Below are 20,938 nucleotides of genomic sequence, written 5' to 3' on the forward strand. Positions count from 1 at the left end.
ACCTGATCGCCGGCGCGTTCGGCGTGAAGGACACCCCCGGCATCGACTGGTGGCGGCACATCTTCCAGGTCGTCGTCGCGGCGATCGCGGTCGTCATCGCCGCCTCGGTGTATCCGAGGTCGCGCTCGCGGGTTTAGTAGGCCAAAGCGCAGTAGGCCAAAGCGAGACCTCCGAGCCCCCAACCCCGGCTCGGAGGTCTCGCCATGTCTGGAGAAGAACAGGCAGAAGCGCCTGCTCAGCTGCCCTCACATCAGCTGTGCTGGCAGTGACGTCGCCTCGGGACCACCGAACCAAACGAGGCGGGCATACATCCCCCATCAGATCGGTGCACGATGAAACCGGCCAGTCCCAGGAGCCGGACAATGCAAGCCGGGTCCTGAACCGGCCCTGGCCAACTCAACCCCGTTGCCCAGCCGCCCCCTCCCACCCCGGCCCCCCGGCCCCGGCCCCGGCCCAGAACCAACGAGACTCAGCTAGGCGGCGCCCCACACACGATCTTCGGCTGCGGGTTGTACTTCACCGTGCGCGTGTTCCGACTGACCTCACGACCAGTACCGACCTCCCGGATCACACGGGTGTCAGTGGTCGTGAACCCGGGTGCCCCGTTGCTGGCGTGGCAGTTCTCCGCCGGTCCCTGCTTCGGCTGCGGCTCGGTCTGGTTGCTCCGCGCCCCGGGAATGGACTCGACCTCGTACTTCTTCGTGCCCCACAGCTTCACCGTGATCGACGAGGAGGTCCAGATCGTCTGGATCGCCACACCGGTGTCCGAGGTGTTCGTGAACTTGAGGTCGATCACGCTGCTGCCGTCGGGGTTCTGGAACACCGTCGCCTCGCGGGCGGGCGGGTAGCGGCTGATGTAGTAGCTGTGCTCCTTGTGCCCGGCGTCCTTCATCGCCGCGAAGTACGCGGCGTTGTACAGCGTCGTGGCGAACTGGGAGATGCCGCCGCCGACCTCGCGGGCGGGTGCGCCGTTCTCGATCACACCGGCCTCGACGTAGCCCTGCGCCTTGGTGCGCGGGCCGGTGTACCCGTTGAGGCTGAACGTCGCGCCCGGCTGCACGATCGCGCCGTCGACCTCGGCCGCGACGGTGCGGATGTTGACGCCGGAGTCCGCGGCGAAACCACGGGTCGTGAACTCGCCGATGACCTCCTTGATGCCGAGCTTGTTCGCGGCGTCGGTGGTCACCTTGGCCGGCTTGGGCGCGTACTCCGCCTTCAGCTCGCGGCCGTCGGTCTTCTTCAGCGTGTCCATCAGTGGCGTCAGGGTCTTGGCCCAGTCGACGCCCTTGCCGTCCACGGAGGGCTGGACCTTCGGCGCGCCGCCGGAGAAGACGATCTCCGCGTCCTTGCCCTCGACCTCTGTGGACGCGAGCTGCGGGCCGGCCGCGCCGACCAGCTTGTTCTGGTCGATGGTGGCGGTCAGGCCGCCCTTCTCGGTCGGTTGGAAGACCAGCGCGCCGGCGATGACGTCGGGGGCGAGCGTGGCGTCCTTGCCCTCGCCGTGGATGACGACCGGGCCGGCCACCGCCGGCTTCGCGATCTGGTCGATGGCCTCGCGGACGCCGTCCGCGGTGGTCTTGACCTTGGTGACGGCCACGGGCAGCGTGACCGGCCGGCCGCTGGCCCAGCCGTCGACCAGCGCCTTCTCCGCGCCTGGCACGTCCAGCTTCTGCCCGGCCTTCGGGTCGACGGCGACCGGGGTGACGCCCTCGAACCGCACGCTGCCTTCCGCGGGCTCCCGGTCGACCTTGGGCCGGAGGCCCTCGACGGCGGCGGACAGCTTCTTGTCGTCCTTGGTGGTGGCGACACCGACTTCACGTGTGCTGAACAGCGAGGTCAGCCGCGTGATCGGGTTCAGCGGCTGGTCACCGGCCTGCGCGAGGGTGGCGTCCCAGTCGATGGTGAGTCCGGCGTCGGCCGGGTTGACCGCGGCGTCGACGTCCCCGGCGCGCACCTTCACCGGCTCGTTCATCCGGGGCTCGAGCCGGTCGCGGAGGATCTGCTCGGCCTTCGCGTGCGACTCGCCGCCGACCTCCACGCCCGCGACCGTGACGCCGCGCGGCACCTCACCGTTGCTGAGCAGCAGGTCGACGCCGTAGACCACGACGAGCGCACCGAAGACGGCGGCCGCGACCAGGCCGATCCTGCGGACCCGCTTCCGCTTGGCGGCCGGTTCCGCGCCGTCCTGTACGGGCTCGATCCTGACGGTCGGCTCGTCCACAGGGGTGGGCGTGATCGGGGTGAGCACGTCCGTCTGCTCGGCGTGCGACTCCGGCCATCTGTGCTCCACGACTCGCCTTTCCCCTAGAGATATAAACCTGTGCCGTGCTCGATCCGCTCGCTCGCGATCGCGTGGATGTCGCGTTCTCGCATCACCAGGTAGGTCCGCCCCTGGATTTCGACCTCTAACTGGTCCTCGGGGTTGAACAACACCCGGTCAGCGACCTTGACGTTCCGGACGTTCGTGCCGACCCCCAGCACGTCGCCCCACGCCAGGCGCCGCGCCATCTGCGCGGTCGCCGGAATGACGATGCCACCGGTGCTGCGCCGTTCCCCTTCCTCGGGACTGAGCTGCACGAGGACCCTGTCGTGCAGCATCTGGATCTCGAGCTTGAGTTCTGGCACCGAGGAATGGTAACCGCCGCCTTTGGGCTAACCGCGTGCCGCCTCCGCCACCGCCTTGAGCTGGCCGAGAGTCCGCTCGATGTTGCGCTGGTTGCACTCGGCACGGTCCCGCACGCCGGTGAACAGGTTGGTCAACGGACGGAACCAGGAGGGGCGGCGGTCCCACGTCCGCTCCTCGACACGGCACCCATCGTCGGTCGGTTCGATGTCGTACTGCCACCGGGCGACGGGGATGCGGGCGACCGAGACGACCTCGAACGCGAACCGCCGGCCCGGGTCGGCGTCGGTCACGGTCGCCGTGGTGGTCCACCGCCTCCTCGCGCGCCGGTTGCGACCGCGGAACCGGGCACCGACGGCCGCCTCCCGCGCACCACCGAGCCAGGTGCCCCGCTCGAACTCCTCAGCCACGCGTGACATGCCCGGCAGGTCGCTGACCAGCGCGTACACGACCTCTGCTGGCGCGTTCACCGCCGTGTGCGCGGACGCGCTCGGCTCACTCATCGGCTCCTCCACCGTCTGGGGCACCCATCCGGCGCCTGTGACCAGTATCGAGTGGACGGCGAGGGGAGTGCCAGGACAAACCCGAGCGAAAGGGACTTTCGCGCGGGTTCATGGGTGCGGCAGCCGGTCCATCCTGCCGACGATGGAGTCATGACGCACTCCAGCAGCTCCCTACATGGACGAACGACGCAACATCCTGGTGACGCCGGCGGCGACCGTGGTCGCCAGGATCCAGCCCGCGGCGATCAGCCCGGCGGTGATCCACTGCGACGCGCCCTCGAAGTGCCAGCGGTTCTTGTGGCCGAAGTCGACGATGGGCACCAACTGGTCGATGGTGTAGAGCACCGGGTTCCACACCAGGTGGTCGTCCTTGTTGATCTCCACCGGCTCGACCTGCAGCGAGAACCAGACCGAGCCGGCCACCAGCAGCGCGAGCAGCCACAGCAACGCGCGCATGGGCCGGTAGCCGTAGCCCACGATCCACCGCTGCAACCAGCTCCACAACAGCACGGGAAAGCCGAGGAGCCGGTAGCCGTCGGCGAGCGCGGCGTAGCGCCACCGCTGCTTGTCGATGAGCACGGTCGAGGCGTGCTCCTCGTTGCCGCTGTTGCGCAGCATGGCCGCGAACTGGTCGTACGGGCCGGGCCGGTAGATGTCGCCCATGGCGTTGCGCAGGAGCCTCAGCCGGTGCCTCACCTGGGCGTCGTCGTCCAGCTCGATCGGCTCGGCCAGCGCGTCGTACCGGAAGTCGTGCAGCGAGACGTGCCCGGCGGCGTCCCAGAACTTGTCATTGTCGGCCAGGGTGGCGCAGCGCGCGTGCCGCAGGTTCACGTGCCCACGCGGCGCGGCCGCCACGTCGACCCGCAGCTCCTGGGTGATCAACCCGTAGGCGTTGATCGCGGTCACGGACAGCCGCGAGCCGAGTTCGGCGCCCTGGAAGTTCGTCTGGCGGCCGATCTCGGCCCGCCGCACCCGGATCTCGCCGTAGGCGGAGAAGGGCAGGTCGCCGCGTGCGCACACGAGGTCACGGCCGATCTGGGCCACGCGCAGGTCAACCGAAGGCTTCTGCGACCTGTCCCGCCGGTACCGACCGGGGTTGACCAGCCGGCTGGACCGCAGGTCGCAGTTGGCGCCGATCCTCGCCTCGGGCAGCAGGATGGAACCGAACACGACCATGTCGCGGGCGTCGAGGTTGCCGCCGGTGGCGAACCGCCGGCCCTCGACGACGTCCCCGTTGCGGTTGCTGAGCACCGAGCCGTCCAGCACCACGCTGCCGCGGGCGTTCACGTCGACGAGCCGGATCTGCCCGGCGATCCGCGTCTCCCTGGCGTCGATGCCGCCGCCGACCTCGGTCCCGTCGAGGTGCAGCGCGCGGTGGGCGTAGGGCCCCGGCAGGTTCTTCCCGGTCCGCTCCTCGAACGGCTCCTGCCCGCCGGAGAGGTCGATGGTCGCACCGGACAGCTGCAGCGAGCCGCCGATGCGGGCGTTCACGATCCGCAACGTGCCGGTGCTGACGAAGTTCTGGTCGAGCACCACGTTGCCCGACACCTGCATGCGATCGGTGATCAACGTGGCGCGCGGGTCGAAGAAGCGCCGGTTGCCGCCGTCGTTGTAGTCCTCGTGCGCCGGCTTCAGCAGCGCGCCCCGCAGCGAGAAGTCGCTGTCGATCCGGGCGCTGGGCAGGTACAGCCGCCCGATGGACTGGAACCGCCGCTCGCTGGTCGGTACGCACTGGAAGTTGCCGCCGGCGTGCAGCCCGTTGCCGTCCAGCGCGTACCCGTCCGGGCTGTCGAGCAACGCGCCGGACAGGTTGATGTTGCCGCCGGTACGCAGGCCCGGGATGCGCAGCTGCCCGTGTACCTCGATGTTGGCCGCCAGCAGCGCGCCGGCGAGTTGCAGCCGGTCGGCGTGCAGGGCGTACCCGCCGACGTTGGTCAACCGGGCTCGGGTCAGCTCCAGGGACCCGCTGACCTCGGCGTCGGTGAGGTCGACCCGCCCTTCCACCTGGGTGCCGCCGACGAGGCGGAGGTCGTTGTCGCTGTAGAGGTTCCTGCCCTCGAGCCCGGGCAGCCAGCAGGTGTCGAACTCACACCCGGCGAGCTTGGCCTGCCGCAGGTCCGGCGGCTCCTCGAACCGGCAGCGCACGAACTCCAGCAGGTGCGGAAACTCGACGGCCCGCAGGTCGAGCACGCCGACGATGTGCCTGTCCGAGAACCGCAACACCGGCGGGGTAGTGGCCCGCCGCCGTCCCCACCCACTGGCCGGTCCCCAACCCCCGGACCCCGGTTCGAAGGCGAATATCTGGCGCACGACCTCGTCGGCCCGCATCCTCGCCCAGTCCGAGGGCTGCGGGTCGAAGGGATCGAACCTGCGCCCAGTCGGTTCATCGGTCATCAAGAGCCCCTCGAACAGAACAAGAGAAAGGCCAGACACTGCGACGCCACATGCTCACACGCGGTTCCCGCGAGCTCACCATCACATGATCAGGGTCGCATCCAATCCACGGAAGCGGTCCCGCCATCTCTTCGCCGTCGCACGGAAGAGGGTCGCCACGACCTGTGGAAGGGACGAGCGCCTCCTGGCCGCCAGCAGCCGACATCCCAACGACCGGATCTCCCCAGCCTCGTAGTCATCACACGACCCACGACCGACCAGACATGAACATCCAGCCCGCACACCTACGCTCAACGGCAACGGCGCCTTCCGCGAACAGGCTCTATCACCACCTCTCGTGGTGACAACCCGTGCCGACTCACGAACGAGGCCGGTTCTCCATGTGGTCCAGCGCGGATCGGACGGCGTTCGTGTTGTCGGCTGGCGGTGTCGGCCCGCGCTGGGTGGCGGCGGTTCACTCGGTGTCGAGCTGGTGGTCGGCCCAGACGTAGCTTTCGGGGAGCAGATCGGTGATCGGGACGGTTCGGACCTGGTCGCCACTGGCGACGATCACATGGAGGGTGGGGAAGTAGTCGAGGAGGACCTGGCGGCACCGGCCGCACGGGGGGACGACTCCCCGGTCGCGGTCGCCCACGGCGACGATCGTGTTCAGCTCGTAGGTGCCCTGGGCGGCTGCCGTGCCGATGAGCACCAGCTCGGCGCAGGGGCCTCCGGTGAAGTGGTAGGCGTTCACCGCCGTGACGATTCGGCCGTCCTGGGTACGGGCCGCGGCAGCCATGGTGTGGTTGTCGCCCCGGCAGCGGGTGCGGGCGACGTGTGCAGCGGCCGCTATTAGCTCATGATCAACTTGGTGGCTCTGCATGGTCACCGCCTCTGGCTTAGTCAGGTGTCACGTCGGCTTAGTCAGGTGTCACGTCGGCTTCGTCAGGTGTCACGTCGCTGCGGGCGAAGGTTGTCTGCCGCGGCAGTGGTGGCGTGCTCGGTCAGAGGCTCGCGAAGTAGCGGATGGCTGCCTCGACGCCGCCGCCCTTGCTCAGGGCGACCATCAGGGCCATGCGGGCCTTCTGGGCGGAGAGGCCGGCGGCGCTGATCGCGCCTACGCGCTCGGCCATGCCGATGTCGGTCGTGTGGGTGCGGGAGGCGATCACCACGGGGAGGTCCATGCTGGTCAGTTCCATGATCGTGCCGAACAGCTCTACCGGGACGTTGCCCTCGCCGGTGCCTTCCAGCACCACGCCCTGGGCGCCCAGGTCGGTCACCGTGGTCAAGAGGGAAGGAGGCATGTCGGGATAGGTCTTCAGCAGTGCGATGTCCGTCTCCGGTTCGCCGTTGGCGTGTGGCGGGCGGGGCGGTGGCGGGGACGTCAGGCGAACCTTGCCGTCGATGACGCGGCCCAGCCTCGGGTGCGGCGCGGAGGTGAAGCCGCCGTTCGTCAGGGTGGCCCAGCGGGACGCGTGTAGCTCGTCGCCGAGGCAGACCACCGCGCCCGCGCCGCGGAGGGTCGGGTCCGCGGCGGCGGTCAGGGACTCGGCCAGGTTCTTCGGGCCGTCGGGAGTGGCGTGGTGCAGCGGGCGCAGGGCGCCGGTGAACACGATGCCGCCGCGGGCCGGGCCGGTCATCAGGTCCGTCAGGAACGCCGTCTCCTCCAGCGTGTCCACCCCGTGGGTGACCACCACACCGGTGAACTCGTCCTCGGCGATCGCCTTGCGGACCCGGCGGGCCAGGGCGAGTTGGGTCGACACCGACGTGTCCCACGACGGCTCGGCCAGCACGTCCTCGACGACCACCCGCTCCGGAGGTGGGCCGGCCAGGTCGAGCAGTTCGCGTCCGGTGGCGACGTTCGCCGCGCGGTGGGCGATGAGGTCGCCGGTCGCGATGAGCAGGAGGGTCACGACACGACTATCCACCCGACCGCGGGTGGCGTGCCACGGAAACCAGATCGCTAGGAGAGAACCTTGCCCAGGAACGACTTGGTGCGCTCGTGTTGCGGGTCGCTGATCACGTCGCGGGGGGTGCCCTGCTCGACGACCACGCCGCCGTCCATGAACACCAGCGTGTCGCCGACCTCGCGCGCGAAGCCCATCTCGTGGGTGACGACCACCATGGTCATGCCGTCCTCCGCCAGCTGGCGCATGACGGTGAGCACCTCGCCCACCAGCTCCGGGTCCAGCGCCGACGTCGGCTCGTCGAACAGCATGAGCTTCGGGTCCATCGCCAGTGCCCGGGCGATGGCTACCCGCTGCTGCTGGCCGCCCGACAGCTCGCGGGGGTACGACTTCGCCTTGTCCGCCAGGCCCACCCGGTCGAGCAGGGCGAGTGCCCGTTCCCTGGCCGCCGATTTCGCCAAGCCTTTGACCTGGATCGGGGCCTCCATGACGTTCTCGCAGGCCGTCATGTGCGGGAAGAGGTTGAAGCGCTGGAAGACCATGCCGATCTCGCGGCGCTTCGCGGCCACCTCCTGCTCGCGCAGCTCGTACAGCTTGTCGCCCTTCTGGCGATACCCGACCAGCTCGCCGTCGACCCAGAGCTTGCCGGCCGTGACCTTCTCGAGGTGGTTGATGCACCGCAGGAAGGTCGACTTGCCCGAGCCGGACGGGCCGATGACGCACATGACCTCGCCGGGCATGACCTCCAGGTCGATGCCCTTCAGCACCTCCAGGCGGCCGAAGTACTTGTGCACGCCCTCGGACCTGACCATGGGAACCGTCATGCCATCCCCTGCTTCGGCCGGCCGAACCCGAGGAACCCGCCCTTGCGCGCAGGCACCGCGCCTCGGGAGAACCGGCGTTCGATGAAGTACTGCGCGATCGACAGCAAGGAGGTCAGCACCAGATACCAGATGCTCGCCACGATGAGGAGCGGGATGTAGAGGTAGTTCTCGCCGTAGATGCGCTGGGCGACGGTGAACAGGTCGCCGACGGCGATCACGCTCGCGAGCGAGGTGGTCTTGAGCATCGAGATGGTCTCGTTGCCGGTCGGCGGGATGATCACCCGCATGGCCTGCGGCAGCACGATCCTGCGGAGGATCTTCAGCCGGGTCATGCCGAGTGCCTCCGCGGCCTCGGTCTGGCCCTGGTCGACCGACAGGATGCCCGCGCGGACGATCTCCGACATGTAGGCCGCCTCGTTCAGCCCGAAGCCGAGGACCGCACCCGTGAAGACCGCGATGAGGGTGTTGGAGTCCCAGAAGAGGAACTCGGGACCGAACGGGATGCCGAGCGAGATCGTCGGGTAGAGGGCGCCGATGAAGGACCAGAAGATCACCTGGACCAGGACCGGCGTCCCCCGGAAGAACCACGCGTAGGCCCACGCGACGGTCGACACGATCGGGTTCGGGGACAGCCGCATGACGGCGATCACGATCCCGAGCACGACGCCGATGATCATGGCGTAGACGGTGAGCTCGATGGTCACCAGCAGGCCCTTGAGCACCCGGTCGGTGAAGAGGAACCGCCAGACCACGTCCCAGCGCCACGCCGGGTTGGTGACGAGGCTGTGCGCCAGCATCGCCGCGAGCACCAGCATGACCCCGGCCGCCACCCAGCGGCCGGGATGCCGCACCGGCACCGCCACGATCTGCTCGGGCTCCGACGCGGGTCGCCCCGCCTCGGACTGCTCGACGGTTTCGTCAGCGGACATGCTCAGTAGATCGCGTCGTTGATCTTCGCGTCGTCGATGGCGCCGTCACCGACGCCCCAGTTGTCGAGGATCTTCTTGTAGGTGCCGTCGTCCATGAGCTTCTTGACCGCGGCCTGCACGGCCTCCTTCATGCCGCCGGCGCTCTTCGGCAGCGCGATGCCGTACGGCGCCGAGTCGGTGGCCTCGCCGGCCTTCTCGAACGCGTCGCCGGTCTTCTTCACCGCGTAGTCGACGACCGGGCTGTCCGCCATGTACGCGTCGATGCGGCCCGCCTGCAGCGCGGCGTTGACGTCGGTCTGCTTCGGGAAGCCCTGCGCCGTCGGCGGCTCCTTGCTGGCGTCCTTGCAGGCCTTCACCACCGAGCCCTCGGCGTCCTCCTTGCTCAGCTGGTCGAGCTGGGTCGTGCCGTTCTCGGCACCGACCTTCAGGCCGCACAGGTCCGTCGTGGTCTTGATGTTCTTCGGGTTGCACTTGCGGACCATCGTCGAGGTCCCGGCCTCGAGGTAGGTCACGAAGTCGACGGTCTGCTCGCGCTCCTTGGTGTCCGTGAACGACGACATGCCGGCCTCGTAGCGGCCGGCCTGGATGCCGGCGAGGATGCCGTCGAAGGAGGCGTTGACGAACTCGACCTCGAGGCCGAGCACCTTGCCGATCGCCTTGCCGAGGTCGGCGTCCATGCCGATGATCTCCTCGGAGTTCTCCTGCGTGAACTCGTTCGGCGCGTAGGAGGCGTCGGCGGCGATGACGAGCTTGCCGTCGGCCTTGATCGAGGCCGGCACCTGCGCGCCGAGCGCGCTGTCCGCGGCGACGTCCAAGCTCAGCGGCTTCGGATCGGGCAGGTCGGACGCCTTACCCGGCGTGCACCCGCTTCCGCCGCCGTTGTCGCCGGACGGCTTCTCGGTCGAGGCACCGCAGCCGGCCGCGAACAGGGTCGCGGCGGTGCAGAGCGCGGTCAACACGGACAGGCGGGTACGAGACACGTCTTCACTCCTCGAGCCTCACGGTCTGAGTTCAGCGCATCCTGCCATTTGGGATGGCATCAGCACAGGTTCACCATGTTACGGACGTGTCACCATGCGCGGGGCCACCCGGTGATCAAGGCCGCCACCAGCGCCGTCCACCCGGTCTGGTGAGTCGCGCCGAGCCCCTCGCCCGTGTCGCCGTCGAAGAACTCACTGAACGTGACATGCTCTGTCCACAGCGGAGAGTCACTGGCCTCGATCCGCTTGCCGTCCGACGGTCGCCGGCCGTCCTCGCCGGGCAGGAACAGGCCCGCGAGCCGGCGCGACAGCTCGTCCGCGGCGTAGCCGAGCGGCATCGCCCGGCCGGACCCGCTCGGCATCTCGACGATGAACCGCCCGTGGTGGAACGCGTCGATGGTGTGCAGCGCCTGGACCAGCAGCGCGTTGGTCGGGAACCAGACCGGGCCGCGCCAGTTGGAGTTGCCGCCGAACATCGGCGTGTGCGACTCGCCGGGTTCGTAGCGCACCCAGTGCTGCTGCCCGGCGACGTGCACGTCGAGGCCGTCCCGGTGGGCCGCGGACATCGAGCGGATCCCGTGCGGGGACAGGAACTCGCCCTCGTCGAGCATGCGGGCCAGCACGCGCCGCAGCTTGTCCTCGTCGAGCAGCGACAGCAGTGCGCTGCGCTGCTCCCCGGGCTGCCAGGCGATGAACTGCCCGAACTCCGGCTGGTGGTGGAGCAGGTAGTTGAGCCGGGCCGCGAAGTGCGGCAGCTCGGCGAACACCCACGGCTCCAGCTCGGCGGTCGCGAGCAGCGGGATGAGTCCGACCATCGAGCGAACCCGGACGGGCGCGGACTCGACGGATCCGTCACCGTGCGTGCGCGAGACGAGGTCGTAGCAGAACCCGTCCTGCTCGTCCCAGATCCCGCGCGCCGCCGACCCGAACCGCGCCGACACCTGCGCGATCGACAGGAAGTGCTCCACGAACTTGGTCGCGACGTCCTCGTACGCCTCGTCGTGCCGGGCCAGCTCCAGCGCGATCCGCATGAGGTGCAACGCGTAGGTCGCCATCCACGAGGTGGCGTCCGACTGCTCGAACCGCCACCCCTCCGGCAGCCGCTCGGACCGGTTGACGGGCCCGATGTTGTCCATGCCGAGGAAGCCGCCCTCGAACAGGTAGTTGCCCTCGGGGTCCTTGCGGTTGACCCACCACGAGAAGTTCAGCAGCAGCTTGTGGAACACCCGCGCCAGGAACACCCGGTCGCCGGCGCCGGTCCGGTGCTGTTCGGCGAAGTACACCTGCAGGGCCGCCCAGGCGTGCACCGGCGGGTTGACGTCGCCGAACTCCCACTCGTACGCGGGCAGCTGGCCGTCCGGGTGCATCATCCACTCGCGGCACATCAGCAGCAGCTGGTCCTTAGCGAACGCGGGGTCGACCAGCGCGAACGGGATCATGTGGAAGGCGAGGTCCCAGGCCGCGAACCACGGGTACTCCCACTCGTCCGGCATGGACAGCACGTCCGCGACGTCGAGATGTCGCCAGTGGACGTTGCGCCCGCCGGGCCGGACACGCTCGCCCGGCGCCGGCGGGTTGGCCGGATCACCCTCGAGCCAGTGCCGCAGGCGGAAGCGGTAGATCTGCTTCGTCCACAGCAGACCGGCGAGCGCCCGGCGCACCACGAAACGTTCCGTCCCGTCCTGGTTCGGGATGACGGAGGCGTAGAAGTCGTCGGCTTCCTTGCGGCGAGCGGCCATGGTGTTGCGGAAGGTGCGGCCGAACGCGCGGCCGTGCCCGTTCCCGGCGATGAGGCGCAGCCGGATGGTCACCGCCTCACCCGGCGCGACCGACGGGAAGTGGTACCACGCGGCGGCCTTCGTGCCGGGCTGCGAGGCGGTGCCGGGCTCGACCACCTGGCACGCGTCCTCGACGCCGCGCACGACGTGCTCGTCGATGCCGGCCTTGGTGTAGCGGCTGGGGTTGCGGCCGCGGCCGAACAGCCCGATCTCGTCGGACTCGTTGTCTGTGACCAGCATGGTCGGTTCGCCACTGAACTGCAGCGTGTACCGCCCGATCCGGGAGTGCTCGGCGACGACCCGCGTCCAGCCCTGCGCGGTGGACGCGATGAGCGCCGGCCGGCGGGCGTCCCGGCCCCACGACCACGTGTTGCGGAACCACAGCTGCGGCAGCAGGTGCAGCGGCTTCGCCTCCGGCCCCTGGTTGGTGGCGGTGATCTCGATGCAGACGTCGTCCGGCGCGGCCTTCGCGTAGGTGACCTGGACGTCGAAGAACCGGTTGCCGGCGAGAACGCCGGTGTCGGCGAGCTCGGGCTCCCGCTCGTCCCGGCGCGCCTCGGCCGCCCGGGCCCGCAGCTCCGCGTAGGGGAAGGCGGCCTGCGGGTACCGGTAGAGGACGCTCATCCAGGAGTGGGTGGGCGTGCCGTCGAGCACCCACCAGTGCTCCTTGACGTCCTCGCCGTGGTTGCCCTCGCCGTTGGTGAGTCCGAAGTAGCGCTCCTTCAGGATCTCGTCCTGCCCGTTCCACATCGCGACGGCGAAGTTGAGGAACCCGTGCCGGTCGCAGATGCCGGCGATGCCGTCCTCACCCCAGCGGTAGACCCGCGACCGTGCGTGGTCGAAGGTGAAGTAGTTCCAGGCGTCGCCGTACTGGGAGTAGTCCTCGCGAACCGTCCCCCACTGCCGGGCGGCCAGGTAGGGCCCCCAGAAGCGCCATGGGGAGTTCATCTCACCCGATTCGGCCAACCGATCGTGTTCAGCTGTGCGGTTGGAGCCCATGGCCCCCATGATGCCTGTTGCCGGAAGCGGGCTCCTTGAGCACCGGTATGTCGTATTCTCGGTCACGGGCTGCGCCTGAAAGATCACTGTGGGGCAGGGGGGATGAGGATGAGCGGGAGTTTGCGGCACGGATCGGGCCCACGGAGCCTGAGCGAGATCGCACGCAGCGGCGGCCCGACCGGGTCCGGCAGCTTCGTCTACGACGAGGCGACGCTGCGTTCGCTGATCAGCAAGTGGGTGGCGCTGGCGGACCACTACGACGGGTCCATGAGGCGGATCAACCTCGGCGCGGTGGAGCCACCCGGCCTGGACTTCGCGAGCGAAGCCCTGTCGAAGTCGGCCAACACCTCGGGCACGGCGTACCTGAAGTACCTGGAGCAGAACTACCGGTACTGCGTCGAGCAGGCCCAACTCCTACAGGACACCCTCGACGACTACCTCGGCGTGGAGCACCAGAACGTCACCGAACTGAACAAGACCGACCAGCCGACCGGCTCCCAGTCAGGAATCTGATCGTGCGCAACCGCCTGTTACTCACCGTCGCGGTGCTCGCCATGGCCACCGGCTGCACCACCACCAGCGAGGGGACACCGCTGCCGGGGCCGTCAACCGAAGTAGCCGCATCGTCGACCAAGCCACCGGCCTCGGGTGAAGGCCTCCCTTCGGACGGCGCACCCAAGGTCGAGAACCCCCTGGATGTGTCCCACTTCGAGCAGCACCCATGCGACACCCTGACGGCCGAGGACGCCAGGACACTGAACATCCCCGCAACCGGGGAGCAGACGGGGGACGCTATCGGAGAAACCTGCTTCTGGCGGAACAGCGAGACCCGTGGATCGTTGGCCGTGAGTTTCTTCTCCGGTGACGGCGGCGGTTTGAGCTCTTTGTATCGGGAGGCGAAAGGGGTCGGCTGGCCGTACTTCAAGCGCATCGCGGATATCGGAAACCATCCCGCGGTGGCGTACAACATCAATGAAAAGAAGCCCCAGATTACCTGCACGATAGCTGTCGGCTTGTCGGACCGGCTCGCGTTCACAACTCGAGTCGCCCTGTCGGACGCCAACATCGACAATAAGAAGGATCCTTGTGAGGTGGCCGCGCGAGTCGCCGGCATGTTGATGAGCACGATGCTGGAGGCGGCATGACCGACCGTGGCGGCTGGGTCTCGCCATTCCTCACTCCGGCCGAGATCTATCGCCAGCTCACCGAGGGCAAGGGCCCAGGGGCTCTGCAGGAAGAACAGACTCAGACCGTAGAAGAACGGGCGGAGGAAGAAGACCGGGCCGCACAGGTCCGATCGTTGGCGAACGAGATCCAGGCTGGTTGGCAGGGGGACGCGAGTTCCGGGGCCTACGGCGCGGCCATGCCGCTGGCGGAGCGGATGTTGGAGAATGCCGCCAAGCTCGACCGTTCGCAGGATTTGTTGGCGCGGCAAGTCGACTCGTTCAATACTGCTGTCCGTAGTGTGCGGCCTGTTTCGGATCCGCCGGAGATGTCGGTCGATGAGCCTTTTCCGTTTGATGTGGATCATGACAAGGCGGTTGCCGAGTATCAGGATGCCGCGCAGAACAATATTGAGGTCTTTCGGGTGTATGACGGTGCCAGTCATTACAACGAGACCAATCTTCCTCAGGAATACCATGCGGGGAACCGTGCTGGTGGGGATGTCTCGGTGGAGGAGTCCGGGGATGTGATTGAGGTTGGGGATCCTGGGCCGCGAGGTGGTGATCCGAAGGACACCGGGCCGTTCTCTGGTGGTCCTTACCCTGGTCAGGAGCCGGCTCCTGGCGGATACCCGCCGGGGGTGGAGCACGGTCCGAGTGAGTATCGGCCCACGTCGACGGCGGGGCGTCCGCCTACGCCGGGGGTGACCTACCCGTCGACGTATCCAGGGGGCTCGTACCCCAATGCGGGGCAGTCGGCGCCGGTGGCTGGTGGGCCGGGGTTTGTCGGTGGGGTGCCGGTTGGTGGGTATGGCGATGAGCGTGGGTTCGGGCCTCGGGGTGGGTCTGGTGGTGGCGAACCTGGTGGGGTGCGTGGAACCGGTGGCGAACCCGGTGGGGTACGCGGGCCTGGTGCGGTGCGCGGGCCTGGTGGGCGAGGGCCTGGGGCTGGGACTGGGGCGCTTGCCGCCGAGGAGGCCGCTGCTCGGCGGGCCGCCGCGCGGGCCGCGGGTGGTGGGCGGCCGGGTGGGGCGGTGGGTGCGCCGGTCGGGGGTGGGCGCAACAAGGACGACGAGGATGCTGAGCACCAGCGGAAGGTCCTCATCGAGGCGGATGCCGAGGAGATGTTCGGTAGTGATGAGTTGACCGCGCCGCAGGTCATCGGCGATGACGAATACGAGGACTGATGAGAGCGGGTCGCGTCGTCGAGATTTCCGTGTCGCCGCTGTTCAGTGTGTTGGGGCGGGAGGACCTCGGGGAGCCGCACACCGTGCTCGCCGGGGGTGAGCGGTACTACTCGCCTCGGTTCGTCGGGGACGGGGTCGTCCGGCGGGAGCTCGAGGAGGCCGGGTTCGGGGACGAGCGGGACTACCGCGAGCTGGTCGATCTCGTGCGTGTCGTGCAGCGGGCCACCGCCGAGTTCTACGCGTGGGTTGCCGGCGCCGACGGGGAGTACGCGATTCTCGCCGCGGCGTGGGGGCGGCGGGGTGTCTGCCTGGTGCGCCACGGTGACAGCGTCCGGTTCGAGCGGTGTGCCGCCGACCGGCTGGCGGAGGCACTCGTGTCGCGGCTGCCCGACAGCGCGATCGGGCGCGGCGAGCCCATCACCGTCAGCCACGCCGAATTCCACGCGCGGCAGAAAGGCGGCCTCATGCGCCGGCCCGCTCAGGCACGGCCGGTCGAGGCGCGGCGGCTCGACGCGTTGCTCGACGTGCGGCGGGTGCACGTCGCCAAGGTCTATGCCGCGAAGCGTGACGACGCCGGCGACCGGCAGCGGTCGCAGCGGTGGGTCACGGTGCTCGACCTGGTCGACGGGCGGTGGGCGCTGACCGTCAGCCGGGCACGCCAGCAGGACTGGATCAGCGCCCGGCCCGGCACACCGGCGGTCCTCGCGGAGAAGCTCGGGGAGCTAGCGCGCTCGATACGTTGACACCACGAACACCGCCGCCAGCGCCACGTACAACCACATCGCCGCCGGTAGGCCGGCCTTGTCCGCCAGCAGGCCGGTCACCAGCGGAGCCGTCACGCCGAGCTGTGACACGGCCTCCGCCACCGCGGACGTCGTGCCGACCTCGCCCGGCCGCAGTGTCATGTACCTGGCCTGCAGGATGATCCACGCGAGGTTCATCGCCGCGCCCACCAGTGCCATGGCGACCGCCGCCGCCACCGCCGTCGGGACGGCCACCAGCAGTAACACGCCCAGCGCCAGGACCAGCGCACACGTCCGCAGGCGGACCCGCCGGCCGCTCGTCCGGCTCGCCCACGCCGCCGCGGCCACCCCGCCCGCCATGCCGGCACCGGTCGCGACCGTGGCCACCACCGGCGACAGGCCGTGGCCGCCGATCAGGTACGACATGGCGAAGCCGACGAACGTGTCGTCGAACGCGACGACCACCGCCACCAACAGGCCCGCGACGATCACCCGGCGGTCCCTGACCACCGCCAGCAACGCGCCGAGCGCACTCCGCTCCTCGTCGGGCGGGGCGGGAGCGGGCATGGGCTGGATCGCCAGCGTCAGGCCGTACACCACCATCACGACGCCGGCCGCCCAGAACGCCGCCCGCCAGCCGAGGCCCGACCACAGCGCCACCGCCAGCAACACCGGGCCGGCCAGGTCACCGACCGCGGCGAACAGGTTCGCCCTGGCCAGCGCCGGCTCTGCGTTGTCGCCGGCCACCTCCACCAGTGACACTTCGGCGGCCTGCACCAGCAGGTCACCCAGGGTGCCCATCACGCACACCGCGGCGAACAGCGTCCAGAAGCCGCCCGCGGAAGCGAACAGGAACAGCCCCACGCCGTAGCCGACGCCGCCGACCGCGGCCAGCAGGCGGCGGTTGGCCCGGTCGACCAGCACGCCGAACGGCGTCGTGAGCAGGCCGATGCCCGGGTACAGGAAGAGGAGGAATCCGACCTGCCCGTACGTCAGGTGGAGGTCGGTCCGGATCGACTCGACCGACGCGTACGGCAGGTAGGCGACCGTCTCGTCGAAGAAGCGCACGAGCAGGAGCGACGCCACCAGCGCCGCCGGGACCCGTGGTGCCAGCTCAGATCAATGTCGGAACATGCGCATGCGGCGGATCGTAGCCTGAGGCCGTGCTGGACGACGACCGATTTCTCGGCTCACCACCGGACTGGGGGCGACCGCTACCCGTTCGGGTGACGCCGTCAATTGGGTGGCGTGGCTCGGGATCATGGCGGTGATGTCTGTTCGACTGGCCTTCGGGGTGACTGCCGGACCGGAGTTGGGCTGTTGGCTGCCCACCTCCGGCGGTTCGGCCTTGCCTGTCGACGGACGGGCGGCGCACCCGCCCGGCGCTCCGGTGGTCGTCGGCCCGGGCGGTGCGGATCCCGAAGAGGCGGTCGCGCGGTTGGCGCTGCTGGTGGCCGGCGGGAGCGAGGTGGCCGCGGGTGCGGGTGTCGACCTCGGGCGCGGGTTCACCTCGGCGCGGCTGGCCGGTGCGCCCGGGGACCGGCGCGATGCCGTGCTCGCCGTGCTGAGGTTCCTGGGCACGGAGGGCGCACACCGGTTGGGTGACCGGAACGGTGTCCTGGTGGCGCTGTTCGGGCTGTCGGCGACCAAACGGGTCGGCGCGGCCGCGCACACGGCGATCGCCGACGAGCGGTGGGCGGCGCTGCAGCTGGCCTCCGCGTTGTCGGACCTGCTCGGCCCGGAGCAGGTGGAGCGCGTGCTCGAGCTGCGCGCCCCGGACGGGATCGACCCGTTCCCGCGTGGTGCGGCGTCCACGCTCGCCGACCACCTGTCCCGGGTGCTGACGCCCTACCAGCGGCCGAGGCGGCTGGCGCTGGTCGTGAGCCTGTGGGAGCACGTGTGCGCACGGCTGCTCGACCGGCAGCGGCTGGCGAGGCTGGCGGCGTCGCAGACTCGGGCCGACCGGATCGACCGGCTTCGCAAGCGGCACCGCGAGCACTTCGACGAGCCGCTCGCGCGACAGGTGACCTACAACGTCGGTGCCACCCCGTCGGTGGCCGCGGTGGCGCGGTGGCGGCCACCGCTGTCGTGGACCGCGAACGAGCTGGGCCGCCTGCTGCACGACGCCATCGCGGCGACCGCGTTGCTGCGGTTCGCCAGGACCATGGCCGGCGAGGGGCTCGCGGTCGCCGCGGAGAAGCACCGTGACGAGCTGGTCGCGGCCGATGCCTGCCTGTCCCAGGCGGAGCGGGCCGCGGCGACGCGGCGCGAGCTGGGCGACTACAGCCATCCGGCACGGCCGGGTCGCTACCTCCACGACCTGCTCCAGCCACTGCGCCCGGGGCGGGGGATCACCAGCAAGACCGAGGTCTACGTGCGGGAACGGGTCGGCATGGCCCGCAACTACGGCGTCGTCGTCCTGGACGCGGTGACCGAACTGGTCGACAATCTGGGTGGCCAACCCCTGCACAACTGCTGGGACACCTGCAAGCCGTGGCAGGCGCCTCGACTGCGCCAGTGGCGTGCCGCAATGGGGTTCCGGCGTGCGCCGGGTGGGTGGGAGCAGCCGCCGCTGGCCGACGCGCACGCCGACGGCCCGAAACAGACGCTCGCGCGGCGGATGGCAGCCGATCCCGGCGCGGATCCGGTCTCGCTGGAGACACCGCACGACCTGCTGTGGTACGCCGACCTCGCCGACGCCCTGGCACCGGTTCACGGCAACGAGGCCGCCACCGTGAGGCATGCGCTGCCCGCACCCGAGCTGGACTACGCGCGACCGCGGGAGGTCGACCGGGTCGACTCCATCCCGCTGGCGGTTGCCGGGATCGCGCAGCTGGTCGCGTTCGGCGCGACCCCGCCGCCTCGCTGCGGCAGCTGGCCGGCGTTGGCCGACGGGGTCAGGACGGACGCGGCGGTGGCCGAGGCGAGCGTCGGCACCTTCCCGGTCCCACCCGAGATGTCAGCCGTGGACAAGCAGGTCGTCCCGGGGACCGGGCTGTCCGTGGAACTGGGTCGCGAGCCGAGGCAGCTGGCCGGCTGGTCCAGCTACATGGGCAACTGCATCGGCGAGTCGTGGTACGCCGAGCGGGCACAGCGGGGCAGGTGCGTGCTGATGGCGTTGCGCGACCGCGGTGACGGCCGCATCGTCGCGAACCTCGACATCCGACGACACGCGAGCGGCTGGCGGGTCCACGAGCTGCGGGCGCGTTTCAACGCCGTCGTCGACCCGGCCCTGGAACAGCACGTCAAGCGGTGGGTGGACACGCTGGCACCACCGAAGCCCGCCACCCCCGCACCGGCGTTGCCCGAACCCCGGGTGCGGTCGCGGGGCGGCGCGGCCCGCCGGTCCGCCGCCGAACGGCTGCCTGCGGAGCTCACCCGCGCCCTGACGACCGAGGTGGCACGGACCTTGGCGGGCGCCGCTGCCGCCCGGCGGACCTATGCCGTACTGGCGAGCGGCCTCGGCCGACGAGCCGACTTCGAACCGGACGCCGCGGTGATCGCGCTGAAACGCCTCGGCCCGGTCCAGCACGTGGCACTGCTGCGCACGGCACTGGACGACGGCCTCGGCGTGGCGGCCCTGTGGCGAGCCACTCGTGTTCGCCCGCTCGCCGCCGCGGTCGACCGGCTCGACCCGGGACCGCGCGCGTACGACCGGCTCACCACGCTGACTGGCGGCGTCCCTCTTCCCCGCACGTTGCGTGCCCTGGTGCGCCGGCCGGAGATCGCGCCCGCCCACGCCATGGACGTGGTGGCGCGGGCGGTACGCAGGGCCATGGGCGAGCTGCTCGGCGACGACGCGCTGGTCCGGTCGGTGGCCCGCAGGCCGTCACCTGAACTGGTGTGCGCACTGGTCGTCGCGACGACCTGTGCCGCGGTGAACGGCACCGTGCGGCTGACCGCGCCGGGCACCACCGCGGTACCCGGCTTCCCGGCCACCGACCTGTTCGACGAGCAGGGGCCGTGGCAGCAGGCGCTCCCCGCGGCGGCCGACCTCGGCGCGCCGGTGGCGTACTTCGGCGAGCGGGTCGCCGAGCACGGCCTGCGCGCCCCGGCCGCGCTACTGGGCAGAGGCGGCTGGCCCGCGCTCTGGCGCCGGGCACACGGCTGACCGACCGTCAGGCCCGGGGCGCTCGCGCGTGGGCGTCCAGCAGCAGGGCCACCGACTCCGTGACCCGCTTCGCCTGCGGGATGTGCAGCCATTCGTCCGGCACGTGCGGGTTGCTGTCGTTGGCCAGGGCGCCCGTGACCACGAACTGGGCGTTCGGGTACGCGACGCCCAGGGACCCCATGAACGGGATCGACCCGCCCAGCCCCAGGGTCAGGCACGGGTTGCCGCCGAACACCGCGGTGCTCACCTCGTCCAGGGCGTCGTGCAGCCACGGCGCGGTGTGCGGTGCGTTCCAGCCCGGTCCGCTCTCCTCGCGGGACAGCGTGACCTGCGCGCCGTACGGCACGTCGGTGGTCAGCGCCCGGCGCACCGCGGCCAGTGCCGCGACGGCGTCGACCAGCGGGGGAAGGCGGAAGCTCAGGGTCAGCGTGGTGAACGGGCGCAGGACGTTGCCGGCCTCCTCGGGTAACGGCAGGCCGGCGCCGCCGATGACCGACAGGGTGGGGCGCCACGCGTTGTTGGCCATCAGCTCGAAGTCGTCGTCCGCCGCCGGGGACATGCCGTCCACCAGCGGGAACGCGGCCTTGGCCGCGCCAGGGGCGAGGTCGGCCAGTGCCTTCATCTCACCCGCCCGGTCCGCCGGGATGTCGCTGTGCAGCTCCGGCAGCAGGATCTCGCCTGTCGCCGAGTCCTCGATGCGCTCCAGCAGCTGCCGGAAGATCCGGAACGAGCTGGGCACGACGCCGCTCGCCGTACCCGAGTGCTGCCCGGACTTCAGCACCGTCACCGTCGCGGTCACCGAGCACAGGCCGCGCAGG

Annotated in this window: 17 protein-coding genes; 5 read left to right on the top strand and 12 right to left on the bottom strand. The window is 70.1% G+C overall.

What is annotated here, in order from left to right; all coding sequences use genetic code 11:
• Positions 1–469: 469 nt before the first annotated feature.
• From ACJ73U_RS09705 to ACJ73U_RS09750, 10 genes are all read right to left on the bottom strand, one after another.
• On the bottom strand, positions 470–2,290 hold the full coding sequence (locus ACJ73U_RS09705; protein ID WP_407777218.1) for a VanW family protein: 1,821 nt from the start codon (positions 2,288–2,290) through the stop codon (positions 470–472).
• A gap of 14 nt (positions 2,291–2,304) precedes the next feature.
• Entirely contained in the window at positions 2,305–2,598 is a 294-nt protein-coding gene (locus tag ACJ73U_RS09710; RefSeq protein ID WP_407777234.1) for a GroES family chaperonin, read from the bottom strand.
• Between the two features lie 54 nt (positions 2,599–2,652).
• Positions 2,653–3,126: an SRPBCC family protein gene (locus tag ACJ73U_RS09715; protein WP_407777219.1), complete on the bottom strand. Its 474-nt coding sequence runs from the start codon at positions 3,124–3,126 to the stop codon at positions 2,653–2,655.
• Positions 3,127–3,297: 171 nt separating this feature from the next.
• A complete protein-coding gene (locus ACJ73U_RS09720; RefSeq protein WP_407777220.1) occupies positions 3,298–5,520 on the bottom strand; it encodes a hypothetical protein in 2,223 nt (740 codons plus the stop codon).
• 454 nt (positions 5,521–5,974) lie between these two features.
• Positions 5,975–6,382 carry a cytidine deaminase gene (locus ACJ73U_RS09725; protein ID WP_407777221.1) on the bottom strand — a complete coding sequence of 136 codons (408 nt, stop codon included), beginning with the start codon at positions 6,380–6,382 and terminating at the stop codon, positions 5,975–5,977.
• 121 nt (positions 6,383–6,503) lie between these two features.
• Positions 6,504–7,412, bottom strand: coding sequence for an asparaginase domain-containing protein (locus ACJ73U_RS09730; protein ID WP_407777222.1), 909 nt, complete (start codon positions 7,410–7,412; stop codon positions 6,504–6,506).
• Between the two features lie 50 nt (positions 7,413–7,462).
• Positions 7,463–8,230, bottom strand: a complete 768-nt coding sequence (locus ACJ73U_RS09735; protein ID WP_407777223.1) for an amino acid ABC transporter ATP-binding protein — start codon at positions 8,228–8,230, stop codon at positions 7,463–7,465.
• Positions 8,227–9,159, bottom strand: a complete 933-nt coding sequence (locus tag ACJ73U_RS09740; protein ID WP_407777224.1) for an amino acid ABC transporter permease — start codon at positions 9,157–9,159, stop codon at positions 8,227–8,229. Before ACJ73U_RS09740 ends, ACJ73U_RS09735 begins: the two co-directional genes overlap by 4 nt.
• 2 nt (positions 9,160–9,161) lie before the next feature.
• Positions 9,162–10,139: an ABC transporter substrate-binding protein gene (locus ACJ73U_RS09745; RefSeq protein WP_407777225.1), complete on the bottom strand. Its 978-nt coding sequence runs from the start codon at positions 10,137–10,139 to the stop codon at positions 9,162–9,164.
• A gap of 89 nt (positions 10,140–10,228) precedes the next feature.
• Complete coding sequence (locus ACJ73U_RS09750; RefSeq protein ID WP_407777226.1) at positions 10,229–12,865, bottom strand: MGH1-like glycoside hydrolase domain-containing protein; 2,637 nt, start codon at positions 12,863–12,865, stop codon at positions 10,229–10,231.
• 159 nt (positions 12,866–13,024) lie between these two features.
• Here ACJ73U_RS09750 and ACJ73U_RS09755 point away from each other — a divergent pair, with 159 nt between their 5' ends.
• The 4 genes from ACJ73U_RS09755 to ACJ73U_RS09770 are packed head-to-tail and all read left to right on the top strand — an operon-like array spanning position 13,025 to position 16,009.
• A complete protein-coding gene (locus ACJ73U_RS09755; RefSeq protein WP_407777227.1) occupies positions 13,025–13,429 on the top strand; it encodes a hypothetical protein in 405 nt (134 codons plus the stop codon).
• Positions 13,430–13,431: 2 nt separating this feature from the next.
• A complete protein-coding gene (locus ACJ73U_RS09760; RefSeq protein WP_407777228.1) occupies positions 13,432–14,061 on the top strand; it encodes a DUF3558 domain-containing protein in 630 nt (209 codons plus the stop codon).
• Positions 14,058–15,266 carry a hypothetical protein gene (locus ACJ73U_RS09765; protein ID WP_407777229.1) on the top strand — a complete coding sequence of 403 codons (1,209 nt, stop codon included), beginning with the start codon at positions 14,058–14,060 and terminating at the stop codon, positions 15,264–15,266. The genes ACJ73U_RS09760 and ACJ73U_RS09765 overlap by 4 nt, the downstream gene beginning before the upstream one ends.
• Positions 15,266–16,009: an ESX secretion-associated protein EspG gene (locus ACJ73U_RS09770; RefSeq protein WP_407777230.1), complete on the top strand. Its 744-nt coding sequence runs from the start codon at positions 15,266–15,268 to the stop codon at positions 16,007–16,009. Before ACJ73U_RS09765 ends, ACJ73U_RS09770 begins: the two co-directional genes overlap by 1 nt.
• Here ACJ73U_RS09770 and ACJ73U_RS09775 read toward each other — a convergent pair.
• Positions 15,989–17,095, bottom strand: coding sequence for an MFS transporter (locus tag ACJ73U_RS09775; RefSeq protein WP_407777231.1), 1,107 nt, complete (start codon positions 17,093–17,095; stop codon positions 15,989–15,991). The genes ACJ73U_RS09770 and ACJ73U_RS09775 overlap by 21 nt on opposite strands.
• 184 nt (positions 17,096–17,279) lie before the next feature.
• Between ACJ73U_RS09775 and ACJ73U_RS09780 the strand changes: the two genes are divergently transcribed.
• On the top strand, positions 17,280–20,120 hold the full coding sequence (locus ACJ73U_RS09780; protein ID WP_407777232.1) for a hypothetical protein: 2,841 nt from the start codon (positions 17,280–17,282) through the stop codon (positions 20,118–20,120).
• A 7-nt stretch (positions 20,121–20,127) separates the two neighbouring features.
• Here ACJ73U_RS09780 and ACJ73U_RS09785 read toward each other — a convergent pair.
• The coding region (locus ACJ73U_RS09785) for a peptidase dimerization domain-containing protein (RefSeq protein ID WP_407777233.1) at positions 20,128–20,938 on the bottom strand (811 nt) is incomplete at its 5' end.

Source organism: Actinophytocola sp. (genome assembly GCF_045807065.1).
In the GTDB taxonomy this organism is placed as follows: Bacteria; Actinomycetota; Actinomycetes; order Mycobacteriales; family Pseudonocardiaceae; genus Actinophytocola.

Bases quoted from the DNA above. Each gene is read 5' to 3' on its own strand.
- ACJ73U_RS09710 (WP_407777234.1), bottom strand. From the start codon at position 2,598: ATGCTGCACGACAGGGTCCTCGTGCAGCTCAGTCCCGAGGAAGGGGAA.
- ACJ73U_RS09715 (WP_407777219.1), bottom strand. From the start codon at position 3,126: ATGAGTGAGCCGAGCGCGTCCGCGCACACGGCGGTGAACGCGCCAGCA.
- ACJ73U_RS09720 (WP_407777220.1), bottom strand. From the start codon at position 5,520: ATGACCGATGAACCGACTGGGCGCAGGTTCGATCCCTTCGACCCGCAG.
- ACJ73U_RS09725 (WP_407777221.1), bottom strand. From the start codon at position 6,382: ATGCAGAGCCACCAAGTTGATCATGAGCTAATAGCGGCCGCTGCACAC.
- ACJ73U_RS09735 (WP_407777223.1), bottom strand. From the start codon at position 8,230: ATGACGGTTCCCATGGTCAGGTCCGAGGGCGTGCACAAGTACTTCGGC.
- ACJ73U_RS09740 (WP_407777224.1), bottom strand. From the start codon at position 9,159: ATGTCCGCTGACGAAACCGTCGAGCAGTCCGAGGCGGGGCGACCCGCG.
- ACJ73U_RS09750 (WP_407777226.1), bottom strand. From the start codon at position 12,865: ATGAACTCCCCATGGCGCTTCTGGGGGCCCTACCTGGCCGCCCGGCAG.
- ACJ73U_RS09755 (WP_407777227.1), top strand. From the start codon at position 13,025: ATGAGCGGGAGTTTGCGGCACGGATCGGGCCCACGGAGCCTGAGCGAG.
- ACJ73U_RS09765 (WP_407777229.1), top strand. From the start codon at position 14,058: ATGACCGACCGTGGCGGCTGGGTCTCGCCATTCCTCACTCCGGCCGAG.
- ACJ73U_RS09770 (WP_407777230.1), top strand. From the start codon at position 15,266: ATGAGAGCGGGTCGCGTCGTCGAGATTTCCGTGTCGCCGCTGTTCAGT.
- ACJ73U_RS09780 (WP_407777232.1), top strand. From the start codon at position 17,280: ATGTCTGTTCGACTGGCCTTCGGGGTGACTGCCGGACCGGAGTTGGGC.